Source organism: Rhodococcus sp. SJ-3, from assembly GCF_051918125.1.
Lineage (GTDB): Bacteria > Actinomycetota > Actinomycetes > Mycobacteriales > Mycobacteriaceae > Rhodococcus.
The window spans coordinates 3,028,768-3,042,497 of the sequence record NZ_CM123306.1 but is presented as its reverse complement, the minus strand read 5'-3'; the positions used below and the strand labels follow the sequence as shown (position 1 = coordinate 3,042,497).

Annotated in this window: 12 protein-coding genes; 8 read left to right on the top strand and 4 right to left on the bottom strand. The window is 66.3% G+C overall.

Features of this window, described 5'->3' with window-relative positions; genetic code table 11:
* Positions 1 to 37: 37 nt before the first annotated feature.
* The 5 genes from ACTDXD_RS14070 (at position 38) to ACTDXD_RS14050 (ending at position 6,658) form a co-directional block, all read left to right on the top strand.
* Positions 38 to 1,075 (top strand): endonuclease domain-containing protein, encoded by a 1,038-nt coding sequence (locus ACTDXD_RS14070; RefSeq protein ID WP_440122954.1) that lies wholly within the window; start codon positions 38 to 40, stop codon positions 1,073 to 1,075.
* A complete protein-coding gene (locus ACTDXD_RS14065; protein WP_440122953.1) occupies positions 1,072 to 1,713 on the top strand; it encodes a hypothetical protein in 642 nt (213 codons plus the stop codon). Before ACTDXD_RS14070 ends, ACTDXD_RS14065 begins: the two co-directional genes overlap by 4 nt.
* Positions 1,710 to 4,898: a helicase HerA domain-containing protein gene (locus ACTDXD_RS14060; protein WP_440122952.1), complete on the top strand. Its 3,189-nt coding sequence runs from the start codon at positions 1,710 to 1,712 to the stop codon at positions 4,896 to 4,898. The genes ACTDXD_RS14065 and ACTDXD_RS14060 overlap by 4 nt, the downstream gene beginning before the upstream one ends.
* A 100-nt stretch (positions 4,899 to 4,998) precedes the next feature.
* Positions 4,999 to 5,874 carry an aldo/keto reductase gene (locus ACTDXD_RS14055; protein ID WP_440122951.1) on the top strand — a complete coding sequence of 292 codons (876 nt, stop codon included), beginning with the start codon at positions 4,999 to 5,001 and terminating at the stop codon, positions 5,872 to 5,874.
* 55 nt (positions 5,875 to 5,929) lie between these two features.
* The gene (locus tag ACTDXD_RS14050; protein ID WP_440127646.1) at positions 5,930 to 6,658 is read left to right on the top strand and encodes an acetoacetate decarboxylase family protein; all 729 of its coding nucleotides are present in this window, start codon (positions 5,930 to 5,932) and stop codon (positions 6,656 to 6,658) included.
* Here the strand turns inward: ACTDXD_RS14050 and ACTDXD_RS14045 are convergent.
* From ACTDXD_RS14045 to ACTDXD_RS14035, 3 genes are read right to left on the bottom strand one after another with little or no spacing between them, the layout of a single operon-like run.
* Positions 6,642 to 7,325: a GntR family transcriptional regulator gene (locus ACTDXD_RS14045; RefSeq protein ID WP_440122950.1), complete on the bottom strand. Its 684-nt coding sequence runs from the start codon at positions 7,323 to 7,325 to the stop codon at positions 6,642 to 6,644. The genes ACTDXD_RS14050 and ACTDXD_RS14045 overlap by 17 nt on opposite strands.
* On the bottom strand, positions 7,312 to 8,049 hold the full coding sequence (locus tag ACTDXD_RS14040; protein WP_440122949.1) for a maleate cis-trans isomerase family protein: 738 nt from the start codon (positions 8,047 to 8,049) through the stop codon (positions 7,312 to 7,314). The genes ACTDXD_RS14045 and ACTDXD_RS14040 overlap by 14 nt, the downstream gene beginning before the upstream one ends.
* A 15-nt stretch (positions 8,050 to 8,064) precedes the next feature.
* Positions 8,065 to 8,805 carry a maleate cis-trans isomerase family protein gene (locus ACTDXD_RS14035; protein ID WP_440122948.1) on the bottom strand — a complete coding sequence of 247 codons (741 nt, stop codon included), beginning with the start codon at positions 8,803 to 8,805 and terminating at the stop codon, positions 8,065 to 8,067.
* A gap of 80 nt (positions 8,806 to 8,885) precedes the next feature.
* Between ACTDXD_RS14035 and ACTDXD_RS14030 the strand changes: the two genes are divergently transcribed.
* From ACTDXD_RS14030 to ACTDXD_RS14020, 3 genes are all read left to right on the top strand, one after another.
* Entirely contained in the window at positions 8,886 to 9,860 is a 975-nt protein-coding gene (locus tag ACTDXD_RS14030; RefSeq protein WP_440122947.1) for a D-2-hydroxyacid dehydrogenase, read from the top strand.
* A gap of 44 nt (positions 9,861 to 9,904) precedes the next feature.
* Positions 9,905 to 11,278, top strand: a complete 1,374-nt coding sequence (locus ACTDXD_RS14025) for an amidase (protein ID WP_440122946.1) — start codon at positions 9,905 to 9,907, stop codon at positions 11,276 to 11,278.
* A gap of 146 nt (positions 11,279 to 11,424) precedes the next feature.
* Positions 11,425 to 12,786 (top strand): cytochrome P450, encoded by a 1,362-nt coding sequence (locus ACTDXD_RS14020; RefSeq protein ID WP_440122945.1) that lies wholly within the window; start codon positions 11,425 to 11,427, stop codon positions 12,784 to 12,786.
* Between the two features lie 106 nt (positions 12,787 to 12,892).
* Here ACTDXD_RS14020 and ACTDXD_RS14015 read toward each other — a convergent pair whose 3' ends face one another.
* Positions 12,893 to 13,702 carry an SDR family NAD(P)-dependent oxidoreductase gene (locus tag ACTDXD_RS14015; protein ID WP_440122944.1) on the bottom strand — a complete coding sequence of 270 codons (810 nt, stop codon included), beginning with the start codon at positions 13,700 to 13,702 and terminating at the stop codon, positions 12,893 to 12,895.
* Between the last annotated feature and the right edge of the window lie 28 nt (positions 13,703 to 13,730).

Sequence of the window (13,730 nt, the reverse complement as noted above, 5' to 3'; positions counted from 1 at the left end):
TGTATCGACGTCAGCGCGTTGTGGGCTCCACGGAGTGATGATTCCGTCCGCATCTTCTTCATTCCCGGCGCTCGTCGATTTGCCCGTCGATCGGGTCGTGCACCTCGACGGTGCCGACGCCGCCACCGTCGCCGACGCACTCGATCCGCTGCCACCCGCAGCTTCGGTGGTATCCGGCTACCACGTCACGAACGCATCCACCGGGTCGGATGTCGCCGGAAGGATCCTCGACGAGTGCGAAACCGCAGCTCACACCCTGTTTCTCCAATGGATGCCCGGCGCCCGGGTGCTCGACGGGCACAGCGGCCTCGACATCACGGCCGTGCGCGCACTGACATCCGGACTGGTCACTCCGAAGTACGGGTCGTTCCTGGCCGACCTCGCCGAAGCCTCCGTGCTCGGTGGTCGCCTCGATCCTGCCCGGTACTCGGCCGAGGTGCGTGCCGCTGGGCTCGCACGGGTCCTCGCCTCGGCATACGGACGGGAACACGTGGTACTGGCCGTGACCGCGGACCCGCTGCCCGTCGAGGAGCAGCACGTTCTCGCTGCGGCGCTCGAGTGGCTCACGGGTCGCGACCGGTTCGGGATCTGGCTGATCGGCGATCCGATCCCGGCAGTCGACCGGTTCCCTGTCGTCCGGGTCGGTCCGGCCCGGCCACCCGCCGCGGCGACTCCGGTGACACGGCGTCTGCGGCTGCCCGCCCCACTCGGTCGGCCACACCCCGCGAGCGACGCCGAGCAACTGCTCGAGTCCGTCTTGAGCACGTGCGACTGGGCCGGAGACCGACAGTGGAACCGGACGTGGTCGGCCGGCCCACTCGACGCTCCGATCCGGGTGGACCTGATGTTTCCCGAAGCACGCTGCGTCGTCGAGATCGACGGTGACGACCATCGGCGGCCCGAGAAGTTCGCCGCCGACCGTCGACGCGACGTGCACCTTCAGCTGGCCGGTTTCGCAGTATTACGGTTCACCAACGACCATGTCCTCGGCGATGCCACCGCTGTCGCCGACCTGATCGCCCGATGTCTCGCCACCCGCACCCCCGTCCCGACTTCAGAAGGCAGACCGCAGTGAGCGCCGAATCCCTCACCCCCACCGAGACGCTGGTCCTGCTGACCCTGCTCGCCGAAGCACGGCCCGTCTCCAACACCGCACTGAAGACGCTCGGCCCGGATCTGCGCGCGGAAAGCCGCCGGAAACTCAACCGGCTCGGTCTCGTCGCCACCGATACCTCGGTCCGCCCGTTCACGCACGAGCTGACCGACGCCGGGTGGGCGCGCTGCCGAGCGCTTCTCATCGCCGACACCCCGCCACGTGTCACGGCGCCGGTCCGCGCCGTGTACACCCTCCTGCGCGCCCTCGGCCGGCACCTCGACCGAGCCGACCTGCAGCTGTACGAGGTGTTCGCCCCCGTCACGGAGGAGGTTGCAGCGGTGGACGACGCGTCGCCGACCGTCGAGGACCGCATCCGCGCCGCGTACTGGGAACTCGCGCGCGAGCCGGGCGCGTGGGTGGGTCTGGCCCGCCTGCGATCGGTCCTCGCCGATCTGTCCGTCGACGAAGTGGATCGGGAACTGCTGCATATGCTCCGCCTGCCGGACGTGCACCTGAACCCCGAAATGAACCAGAAGGCGCTCAGCGACGCCGACCGTGCCGCCGCCGTCGTCGTCGGCGACACCCCCAACCACCTGCTGTCGATCGAGGTCGCATGAGCACCGACGAACAACTCCGGGCGCTCGCGTCCGTCCGCCTGACCTGGGCGCCCACACCCGACGAGGTGTGGGAGGCGCAGCAACCACTCCACGTCCCCGGGATGCACGGCACCGCGATGGACATGATCCTGGACGCCTTCCGCGACGCGAAGAGCTCCACGTCGGCGAGCCCGCTCGGGGTGGTGGTGCGAGGCCAGGCCGGCGTCGGTAAGACGCACCTGCTCGGGTACGTCCGCGAGCAGATCCAGCAGGACGGCGGATACTTCTTCCTGGTGAAGATGCTCGACGCCGTGAGCTTCTGGAAGTCGACGCTGTTCGCGATGCTCGAGGATCTCGGGCGCCCCATGGCCGACCACGAGACCCAGCTGCGTCGCCTGCTGTGGGAACTCGCGAACGTCGCCCGGGTGTCGCGGGTGCAGCGGCGGGCCATCATCGGGGAGTCCGAACTCGACCGCGCGACCCTCGATGCGTTCATCACCGGCCTGTTCGCGGCCGATCCACAGCTCTCCCAGCAGTGCCGGCGCACCGCCCGCGCCCTCGTTCTCTATGCCGGAGCGCTGGACCTGCGGGACATCGGCGAGTCGTATCTCCTCGGGCAGGACGAATCGACCGCCGGCGAGCGTGCCGACTGGGGCGTCGGGTCGGCCACGCCGACCCACCAGGAGATCGCGCGCGACCTTTCCCGGCTCCTCGCGCTGACCGGTCCGACTGTGCTCGCGATCGACCAGTTCGATACCCTGCTCAACCCGCAGCATGTCGGGGCCGACGACACCGGGTCGGTCACGCGCCCGACAGACAACTCGTACGAGGACTTCGCACACGGCCTGATGGGCCTGCGCGAGACCTTCAGCCGCACGGTCCCGGTGCTGTCGTGCCTGCCGACGGCGTGGGTCGTGATCGACCGGTTCGCGACGGCCACGGTCCGCGACCGGTTCCGGGTGTGCCCGACGCTGTCGCTACTGCCGTCGCCCCAGGTGGCGCAGGATCTGATCCGGCTCCGGCTCGAACGCGCCTATTGCTCGGTCGGTTTCACCGCGCCGTACCCGACGTGGCCGGTCACCGGTTCCGTCTTCGACGAAGCACCTCGATACACGCCGCGCCGGTTGCTTCAGCTGGTAGACCGCCACATCCGGACCTGCCTCGAGAACGGGGCGGTCACGGAGATGACCGACCTGACGACCCCGGTGCCCGATAAGCGCGAGAAGCCCACGACCGCCGTCGATCACGCCGGTGACTTCGCAGTGCTCGACGCCCGCTTCGCGCAGCTGCAGGCGGCCGCATCGATCGACAGTGCGTTCGACCACACCGTCGAGGATCTCGTGATCCCGCCCCTGCTCAGCGCGGGTCTGGACGCGTGGATCCGGGAGAGCGGTGCGGACGACGACGTGTACGGGCGGGAGACTCCGTCCGGCACGAAACCCGCACTGCACGCCCGCCTGCTGCGCACCCTCGACGAAGAATCCGAACAGCACATGCACTGGGCGTTCCGCGCCATCGGCTCGACACACCACACCGCGGCAGTCAACAGACTCCAGAAGTCCTGCACCGCAGTCGGGTTGTCTTCAGGTATCCCGGGACGGAATCTGATCGTGCTGCGCAATCAGCCGTGGCCGAACGGGGAGAAGACCCGGGCGATCGTCGCCGAGTTCGAGCAGGCCGGGGGTCGCGTCTGCACCCTCTCCGTCGACGACGCACGCGTCTTCGCCGCTCTCCGGGAACTGCTGGAGCAGAACCCTGAACACCTCGACGCGTGGCTGCAGGCCCGTCGTCCCGCACACGGGACCGCACTGCTCACGACGGCTCTCGGCGACGAACCGGAAGTGATCACCGTTCGTCCGACCACCGCGGAGCCGATCACCGTCACTCCGGAGCCGGAACCCCTCGTCGAGGAGCGAGTCTCGCCTCCCTCGAACGTCGAACCGACCCAGAACAACGCGGCGTCCATTCCCCTCGGACGCACTATCGCCATGGACACGGAGGTACGCGTCGATCTCGAAGCACTGCGCAAGCACACCGCGATCTTCGCCGGATCCGGTTCCGGAAAGACCGTGCTCATCCGACGGATAGTCGAAGAATGTGCACTGCAAGGTGTTTCGTCGATCGTACTCGACCCGAACAACGACCTCGCGCGGCTGGGCAGCGAATGGCCTGCCGATTCCCGTCCGTGGTCGCCGGGCGATCGCGCCAAGGCCGACGAGTACCTCGAGAACACCGAGGTCGTCGTGTGGACACCGCGTCGCCAGAACGGGCGCCCGCTGTCCTTCCAGCCGCTGCCCGATTTCGCCAGTGTCCGGGACGATGCCGACGAGTTCGATGCCTCCGTCGAATCGGCGGTGGCCGCACTGGCCCCGCGCGCGAACGCCGCCGGAAAGTCCGCGAACGCCGACAAGGCCCGCGCGGTGCTCAAGCAGGCACTCGAATACTTCGGTGAAAGCCCCGGTGGCACCCTCGACACGTTCGTCGCGTTGCTCGAGGACCTTCCGGAAGACATCAGCACACTGCGCAACGCGACGAAGATCGCCGCGGATCTCGCCGAGAACCTGAAGGCATCGATCGCCAACGATCCACTCTTCGGCGGTCGCGGCACCGCCGCCGACCCAGGGACCCTGCTCGCGCCTTCCCCCGGTTACCGCGCCCGCGTGTCGGTGGTGAACCTGTCGGGATTGCCGTCGGACGACCAGCGCCAGGGGTTCGTCAACCAGCTGCAGATGGCGTTGTTCGCGTGGGTCAAGAAAAACCCGGCCGGCGACCGCCCACTCGGGGCACTGTTCGTCATGGACGAGGCCCAGAACTTCGCGCCCGCTGGAGGATTCACGGCCTGCACGCAGAGCACGCTCGCACTCGCGTCGCAGGCCCGCAAGTACGGGCTCGGTCTGGTGTTCGCGACGCAGGCCCCGAAGGGTCTGAACAACAAGATCCCCGGCAACGCAGCCACCCAGTTCTACGGGTTGCTCAACAGCCCGGCCCAGATCCAGGCCGCGCAGGAAATGGCGCGCGTCAAGGGAGGTACGGTCCCGGACATCGGCAAACTACCCGCCGGACAGTTCTACGCCGCGGTCGAAGGCGCGAGCTTCCGGAAGATCGCAGCGCCACTGTGCCTGACCCACCATCCGAAGAGTCCGCCCACCGAGGAAGAGGTGCTCGCACTCGCCTCCGTCGAGCTGCGAAGCCGGGAAGCGCACTGACGCACCCTGCCAGCTAGTGAACTGGTACACCCGTCCCCTTCGGTCGAGCGGGTGTACCGTTCGACCGGCGCGGGCGCGGGAAATAGTTAGGCTCGATCCCATGACGACTCCCGACATCACGCTGAATTCCGGAACCACCATCCCGCAGCTCGGCCTGGGGGTATGGCAGGCCACGAACGACGAGACCGAGCACGCCGTCCGATTCGCAATCGACGACGCCGGCTACCGACACATCGACACCGCCGCCGCGTACGGCAACGAGGAGGGAGTGGGTCGCGCGCTCGCGGGCACGTCGGTGCCGCGCGAGGACATCTTCGTCACCACCAAACTCTGGAACTCCGACCAGGGATACGAGCCGGCTCTGAAGGCGTTCGAGACGAGCCTGGCGAAGCTCGGCACCGACTACGTCGACCTGTATCTGATCCACTGGCCGCTACGCGACAACGATCGCCTGCTGCGCACGTGGGACGCACTCGAGAAGATTGTCGAATCCGGCCGGGCAAAAGCCGTGGGGGTGTGCAACTTCGAGCCGCACCACCTGCAGTTGCTCGTCGACCGCGGTGGTCTGTTGCCCGCCGTCGATCAGGTGGAACTGCACCCGAACCTGCCGCAACAGGCGATCCGCTCGACCGCTGCAGAGCACGGCATCGCGGTCGAGTCGTGGAGTCCGCTCGGCGGCACCAGCAACTCCGGCTGGGGCCCGAATTCGAAGCCCAACACCCTGCTCACCGACCCGGTCATCGACCGGATCGCCGACCGTCACAGCAAGAGCGCGGCACAGGTGCTGATTCGGTGGCATCTGCAGAACGGTCTGATCGTGATCCCGAAGTCGGTGCACGACGAGCGCATCGCCCAGAACATCGACGTGTTCGATTTCGAGCTGTCCGCCCTCGATCTCAGCGAGATCGACACCCTCGACAATGGCAATCGTGTGGGCGCACACCCGGACGAGATGAACGTCGGTGCGCCCAGCTGACCTGTTCCCATAATTTCTGTAACGTGTTCTCATTATTGCCATGAGCGACACGCACATGGTGTTGGGTACACCCGTCGAGATGCCCGTGCAGGTGCGCGCGGCCACGGCATTCATGGCGGTGTTCCCAGTTCCGACGACGCCTGCACAAGTGCTGATCGACCACACCGGTCTGGAGATCCTTCAGTACCGGCCGGGTCGCGGCTTGTGCACGCTCGTGTTCGTCGACTACGTGGACGGCGACCTCGGGCCCTACAACGAGTTCGGAGTCTGCTTTCTCGTGCGCGACCACACGCAGCGAGGCGGTGGCGTGCCGCAGGATCTGCGCGACCTCGCGACCGGCGGAGCCGGCGCTCTGATCCATCAGCTGCCGGTCGACGGAGAATTCACGCGCGCGGCGGGTCGCGGAATCTGGGGCTTCCCGAAGATCTTCGCGGATTTCGACGCCGACCACCGCAGCGCCACCAAGCGAGGAACTGTGAGCTGCGACGGCGCGCTGATCGCGGAGATGTCCGTGGCTCCCGGCCTGCCCGTTCCCGGCAAAGGCATCGCGGCATCGTTGGCCGCATACTCGCACCTCGACGGCGTCACGCGTCGGACCACGTGGAACATGAATCCCAGCGGCGTACGCACCCGGATCGGCGGTGCGACGCTGCGGCTGGGCACCCATCCGATCGCCGAGGAGTTACGCCGCCTGGGTCTGCCCCGACGTGCACTGGTCACGTCGTCGATCCCCGACCTGCAGATGACCTTCGGCAATGCCGAGGTCGTCACCCCTGGCCTCTGAGGCCCTGATCCCTGAGGCGATCGACGGTGTCGTGCAGGTGCTCGCCGAGAAGCTTGCGCACCACGTCGGGTTCGGCGGTGCGGATCGCCTCGCGCAGCGCGACGTGCTCGTCGACCTGCACGTGCAGATCCGGATAGGTCGTGTGCAGCGCCCCGAGGCACATACGGGTCTCGACGAGTAGCGTGCGCGCCGACCGGATCAGCCGCGGGCTCGACGCACCGGCGACGAGGATCTCATGGAACATCTGGTCGCCGTCGGAGACACCGCCGGCGTCACCCCTGTCCGCTGCCGCGCGCATCGCATCGATCGCCGTCCCGAGATCCTGCCACGTCTGCTCGCGGCGCCCGTCGAGCACGAGGTCGAGTGCACCGCCCTCGATGACGCGGCGATTGTTGTAGATGTCGACGACGTCGTCGAAGGTCAGTTCGGTGACGAAGATCCCGCGGTTACGGATGCTGTAGAGGAGCCCTTCGGAGACGAGGCGTTGCATGGCTTCGCGCAACGGTCCGCGCGACACGGCGAAACGTGTCGCGAGTTCGGCCTCACCGAGTTGGGCGCCCGGCTCGATAGCACCGCGGACGATGGCCGACCGCAGTTGATCAGCGATCAGTTCCGCCGTCGACGGTTGGGCAACGGGTTGCAGATCCCCGAGATCACCGAGCGCCATGATCGACACCTTCCTCGAACAGTGTGCCCAGTTCCGGGCGTCCTAGGTTATAACCCGTGAGCCGGAGGCCTTCCCACACCGTCACCTGGTTGGCGGTGAGGACCGGCTTGCCGACGTGTGCTTCGATATCGCGCAGGAAGCGCAGCGTGTGCATGGCGGTGTCGGGGACGAGAAGCGCCTGCGCATCGGAGTGATCGTTGGCTGCGGCGAGCTCGAGCACCTCACCGGAGGTGAGGGTGCCCACCTGGGCTGCGGTCTCGATGCCCGCACCGGTGAACGAGATGACGTCGATCTCCGCACCGTTCAGGAAGTCGACGAAAAGCTCACTCACGTCGCGCGGGTAGCTTGCGGCGACCGCGACGCGGCTTGCGCCGAGGGCTCGCACTGCTTCGACGAACGCGAAGCTCGTGCTCGACGCGGGGATGCCGCCGATGGCCGCCGAAAGCTGATCGACCTGGTTACGCGCACCGTCCCATCCGTACACGAAGCTCCCGGACGTGCAGGCCCAGACGACGGCATCGGGTTGCTCCGGCGTGAGCTTCGCTGCCCCGGCGGCGAGTTTCCCGGGGCTGCCGAGGTCGAGAAGCTCGGGCACCGCATGCAGGTCGGTCCCGTAGATGTGAACGACGGGAATCCGCACTCCGAGAAGATCTTCGGCGAACGCGTAGTCGTCCTCGGCCGCGTGATCGGGGTAGATGATTCCGATCGTCGGACTCTCACGCACTTGAAACACCTCGCATCAGAAGACACCTCTCAACCACTGTCCCGGTCCTGTCATCGGCAGCTTCATCCTTCCGAGACACGCCCAGATCGTGAGTTGATTGGCCGTGAGTATCGGTTTGCCCAATTCACGTTCGAGGGGTGCGATCAGGTCGTAGGTCGGCAGATTGGTACAACTGACGAAGACCGCCTCGGATTCGGACGTATCGGCACCGATGATGCGTTCGGCAATGGTGCGGTAGTTGACCCTCCAGATGCCGCCGCCGAGTCCGAGATATTCGGACCGCAGTACCTCGGTTCCGGCTTCGGCGAGGAAATCGCGCAGCAGCAAGGTGAGCTCCTCGTCGTACGGGGTGAGCACCGAGATCTTGGTCAGGTTCAATCGGTGAAGTGCCTCGAGCAGCGCTCCCGACGTCGTCACCGCCACGGGTGCGCCAGCCTCGCAGATCGCGTCGCACAGGGTCTTTTCGTACGCCACGCCTTTGACGAACGAGCCGGAGCTGCAGAGATAGGCGACCACCTCGGGCTCGACCTGCATGATGTCTCGGGTTGCGGCCATGAGGTGACGACGATCGGAGACGAGTTCGGCCATCTCCTTGCTCACCGCAATGGGTTCGAAAGGTGTGCGCGCAAGGTGCAGGCTCACTTCGAGCGGGGCCCAGCGCCACAGTTCACGTTCGAGTGCGAGATCGAACGGTGCGATGATACCGATGCCCCGCTGCACGAGAGGCCCCTCGAATTCGGGGATGTTCAATTCCATAGGGCCCTCTGCTTCTACCCGCTGACACCACCGTACGAGGATTGTTGACAATAATACGATAGGCTCATACGGTGTCAATCGTGACAGCGAACCCTGTGGTGGCAGTGCTACATGCCGAGTCCGTGCCGGACGAGACACTCCTTGCCCCGGTCGCCGAGCACGCAGACATTCGCTACACCGACAGCGACGGCCTCGCGACCGCGCTCGCCGGAGCCGAGGTGCTCTTCGTCTACGACTTCCTCACCGATTCACTCCCCCGTGCATGGCATGCCGCCGAGACGCTGCGCTGGGTCCACGTGGCCGCAGCGGGAGTGGATCCGATCATGTTCCCGGCCCTTCGCGACAGCGACGTCACCGTCACCAACTCTCGGGGTGTGTTCGATCAGCCGATCGCAGAATACGTTCTAGCGCAGATCCTCTCGTTCGCAAAGGATCTCCCGCAATCCCTCCGGCTCCAGAGCGAGCACACGTGGCGGCACCGCGAATCCGAACGTATCGCCGGACGAACCGCTCTCGTCGTCGGCACCGGCCCCATCGGTCGCGCGATCGCACGCCTCCTCACCGCGGTCGGCATGAGGGTCCGGGGCTCGGGGCGACGCGCACGCGACGACGACCCCGATTTCGGCACTGTCACCGCCACCGAAGACCTCGCCAAAGCACTCGCCGTCGCCGACTTCGTGGTCGTCGCTGCACCCTTGACCGAGCAGACACGTGACATGTTCGATGCCTGCATGTTCCGCGCGATGAAACCGAGCGCACGCTTCATCAACGTCGGACGCGGCGACCTCGTCCGCACCGACGACCTGGTCGAGGCCCTGCGTTCCGGGGAGGTTGCCGGCGCCGCACTCGACGTCGTCGACATCGAACCGCTCCCGCCGGAACACCCCCTGTGGGATATTCCGAATGTGATGATCACACCGCATAATTCCGGCGACTTCGCAGGATGGAGGGACGCACTTGTCGACGTGTTCGTCGACAACTTCCAGCGGTGGCGCTCCGGCGGCAAACTCGAGAATGTCGTCGACAAGCGCCTCGGCTACGTGCCGAGTACCTGAGGCCCGACGCCAGGGAGCGGGCCCGAACACCAGGGAGGCAACGCATGAAGCCCACCGACATGACCGCGGTCGACATGGTGACTGCCTTCTCCGCGGGTGAGCTTTCCCCGGTCGAGGCCACTCGGGCAGTTCTCGACGACATCGCCGAGCGCGACCGCGACATCAACGCGTTCTGCCTGGTCGACGAAGACCGAGCCCTGGAACAGGCCCGCCTATCCGAGGAACGCTGGCGCACAGGGTATGCAAAGGGACTGCTCGACGGAGTCCCCATTTCGATCAAGGACATCTTCCTCACGAAGGGCTGGCCGACACTGCGCGGCTCTCAGGCCGTCGACGCCGATCAGGTGTGGGATGTCGACAGCCCCGTCACCGCACGGCTCCGTGAGGACGGGATGGTGTTCGTCGGCAAGACGACAACACCGGAGATCGCCTGGAAAGCCGTGACAGACTCCGCGTTGTACGGGATCACCCGAAACCCTCACGACACAACGAAGACCGCGGGCGGATCCTCCGGCGGCAGTGCCGCCGCCGTTGCAGCGGGGTTCGGGCCATGTTCAGTGGGCACCGACGGAGGTGGCAGCATCCGCATTCCCGCGTCGTTCTGCGGTGTCGTCGGATTCAAACCGACGCACGGGCGGATCCCGCTGTTCCCTGCCAGCCCGTTCGGTCCGCTTGCTCACGCCGGGCCCATCACCCGAACGGTGGAGGACGCGGCCCTGCTCACCGACATCCTGTCGCTGCCCGACCCCCGTGACCCGACCGCGCTCGCGCCTCCCGTGATGACGTTCCGCGGCTCACTGGACCGAGAGGTCGTCGGTCTCGGTGTCGCGTACTCGAAAACGCTCGGCTACGTGTCGGTCGACCCCGAGGTGGGCGACATCATCGACCGCGCCGTGCGTCGACTCGCTGATGCCGGCCTCGCCGTCACCGAAGCCGATCCCGGATTCGGCGACCCGCTCGAAGCCTTCGAAGTGCTGTGGGCATCCGGTGCTGCCGCAATGCTGAAGAACTTTCCCGACGGCGCCCGCGACAAGGTCGATCCGGGCCTGGCCCGAGTGTGGGAGCGCGGCGAAACACTGAGCGCCGTAGAGTATCTCGATGCGCGCGCGGTCGCCGCCGCCCTCGGCATCACGATGGGGGAATTCCATCTGACGCACAACGTGCTGCTGACGCCGACGATGCCGATTCCCGCATTCGAGGCGGGCTACGACGTACCTCCGGGTTCGTCGGCAACGAGCTGGCCACAATGGACACCGTTCAGCTACCCGTTCAATCTCTCGCAGCAACCGGCGATCAGCATTCCGGCAGGCACTACGTCGGCCGGGCTTCCCGTCGGGCTCCAGATCGTGGGACCGCGCCACTCGGATGATCTGGTACTCGCCGTCGCGCGATTCGCGGAGTACGCGCTGGCCGAGTAGGGATCGTCGCTCCGCTGCACTGTACGAACTCCGCCCGGTCGGATCTGCCCTCCCGGGGCGACACACGATTCGACCGTGCTCGATACGGGTAGACCCCGGTAACGCGCGAGAAGTGCTCGCCCGAGGACATCCACCCGGAGGTATCGATGACACTGACCGCCACAGGACCGGCCTCGACCGCACAGCAGCGCCGTGCAACTCCCGCTGATACGGCACGCCTGTTGGGTCAGGTCGCGCTGCCATTCGTCGCGGCGGGCGCTATCGCCCGGCGCCGTCCCGTCATGGGTCTGCTCGAACGGCTGCAGGCCGACTCGGCCACTGTGCGGCAGATTCCCGTGCTCGGTGAGCGCTACGGGCACGGGCCGTTGCCGTTACGGGTATTCGGCCGCGACCTCGCCCTGGTTCTGTCGGCCGATGACGTCGATACCGTGCTGACGCGCAATGCCGACTCGTTCACCGCGGCGAACCGCGAGAAGGTGGCAGCGCTCAGCCCGTTTCAGCCCAACGGTGTCCTGATCTCACGCGGTGACCTCCGGGCTCACCGCCGGGACGTGAACGAGCACGCCCTCGACACCGGGCACGCGATGCATCGCCTAGCGGACCCGATCACCGACCTGATTCGCGACGAATCGGACGAGTTGCTGCGCAATGCCCGCACTTCAGGCACCCTCGATGCGGCCGTGTTCACCCGGTGGTGGTGGCGGATGGTCCGACGTGTCGTGTTGGGAGACACCGCACGAGACGACCACGAACTGACCGATCAGCTGTGGACGCTCCGGTCCAACGGGAATTGGTCGTTCGCCCATCCGACCCGGCATGCTCTCCGGGACAAGTTCACCCAGCGCCTGCAACGGTACGTCGAATCAGCACCGGCCGAGAGTCTCGCCGGTGCGCTCCGAGAGGTTTCCACGGTTGCACCGATCGACCCCGTCGGCCAGATCCCGCACTGGTTGTTCGCCTTCGACGCCGCGGGCATGGTCACCTTCCGAACAATGGCGCTGCTGTCCACTCACCCACTCCAGCGCACCAGAGCACTCGAGCTGATCGACGAGTCCACACTGGACGCGCCGCAACCCTACGACTATCTACGCGGGTGTGTCCTCGACAGCACCCGGTTGTGGCCGACCACGCCCGCGATCCTTCGAGATTCCCTGGTTGCGACCGAGTGGGAGGACGATCACGGCCGGTATTCCATCCCGGCAGGTTCTGCTTTCGTCATCCTGGCGGCGGCGTTCCACCGGGATCGCGACACTCTTCCGTTCGCCGACCGATTCGAGCCCGAAATATGGGTGGACGGACGCGCGGAACAGTATCGGGGACTCGTTCCTTTCAGCGCCGGGCCCGCAGCGTGCCCCGGACGCAACGTGGTCCTGCTGGTGGCCAGCACAGTACTGGCCAACCTCTTCACCCGCGCCGGTTTCACCCTCACCTCGCGCACCACTCCCGACCCGGACCGTCCGCTTCCCGCCACGCTGAACAACTTCGGGATCAGCTTCTCCGTCCGATAGGACTGCAGTACAACGGTATCGGAGCGTCGATGCCGAGCGCCGTAAGCTCGTAGTCCCGACACAAGCGTCGGCGGAGGACCATCAGCGCGGCAGTCCTGACTCACGCTCACTTCGAACCCGGCTTGGTTTGCGTCCGGTGCAGAGCCGCTGCAATGCCATCCGGCAACAGCCGGCCTACCGCCGCTTGCACACGATTCATGGCCTTGCCGGTGACGACGTGCTCCTTACCGTCGAGCAGTCCCTCGACGGCCTCCGCCGCGACCTGCTCGGGATCGTCCAGATCGGTGCTGGTCACCTTCGCTTCGTTCATATCCGCACGGTCGAAGAATTCGGTGTCCGTGGGCCCTGGAATCAATGCGGTGACTGTGACACCGGTATCGGCGAGTTCGTTGCGAATCGCTACGGCGAACGACTGGAGGAACGCTTTGCTCGCCGCATATGTCGCATACAAGGGGCCCGGCATGGTTGCTGCTACCGACGAAGTGATCATCACCCGTCCGCGACCACGCTCCACCATCGCCCTCGTCAGGCTCTTGGCCAATGTCACATTGGCGGTGATGTTCACGGCCACCACTGCCAGATCGTCTTCGAGTGGAATTTCGTGGAAGAGACCGTACGCGCCCACCCCTGCGTTGAGAGCAGCAACCTCGATGGGCCGCTCGAGCGCGTCGAGTGAACGTTGCACCTCGTCGAGACCTTCCCTGGTACCGAGGTCGGCCTCGATGGCGTGGGCAGTGACGCCTTGGGGCGCAAACTCCTCCGCGACTCGATAGATCGACGGCTCGTCGGCCACGAGAACAAGATCGTAGCGATGACGGGCAAGCTGACGCGCGAGTTGATAGCCGATCCCTGTAGAGGCGCCGGTGATCAGCGCCAGCGGACGTCCGGTTGTCGAAGTCGAATCGGAAGAGCTCATGGTTATCCCTCACTTCCGGGAGCGGTAG

Bases quoted from the DNA above. Each gene is read 5' to 3' on its own strand.
- ACTDXD_RS14035 (WP_440122948.1), bottom strand. From the start codon at position 8,805: ATGGAATTGAACATCCCCGAATTCGAGGGGCCTCTCGTGCAGCGGGGC.
- ACTDXD_RS14015 (WP_440122944.1), bottom strand. From the start codon at position 13,702: ATGAGCTCTTCCGATTCGACTTCGACAACCGGACGTCCGCTGGCGCTG.
- ACTDXD_RS14050 (WP_440127646.1), top strand. From the start codon at position 5,930: ATGGTGTTGGGTACACCCGTCGAGATGCCCGTGCAGGTGCGCGCGGCC.
- ACTDXD_RS14055 (WP_440122951.1), top strand. From the start codon at position 4,999: ATGACGACTCCCGACATCACGCTGAATTCCGGAACCACCATCCCGCAG.
- ACTDXD_RS14070 (WP_440122954.1), top strand. From the start codon at position 38: ATGATTCCGTCCGCATCTTCTTCATTCCCGGCGCTCGTCGATTTGCCC.
- ACTDXD_RS14025 (WP_440122946.1), top strand. From the start codon at position 9,905: ATGAAGCCCACCGACATGACCGCGGTCGACATGGTGACTGCCTTCTCC.
- ACTDXD_RS14020 (WP_440122945.1), top strand. From the start codon at position 11,425: ATGACACTGACCGCCACAGGACCGGCCTCGACCGCACAGCAGCGCCGT.
- ACTDXD_RS14045 (WP_440122950.1), bottom strand. From the start codon at position 7,325: ATGGCGCTCGGTGATCTCGGGGATCTGCAACCCGTTGCCCAACCGTCG.
- ACTDXD_RS14060 (WP_440122952.1), top strand. From the start codon at position 1,710: ATGAGCACCGACGAACAACTCCGGGCGCTCGCGTCCGTCCGCCTGACC.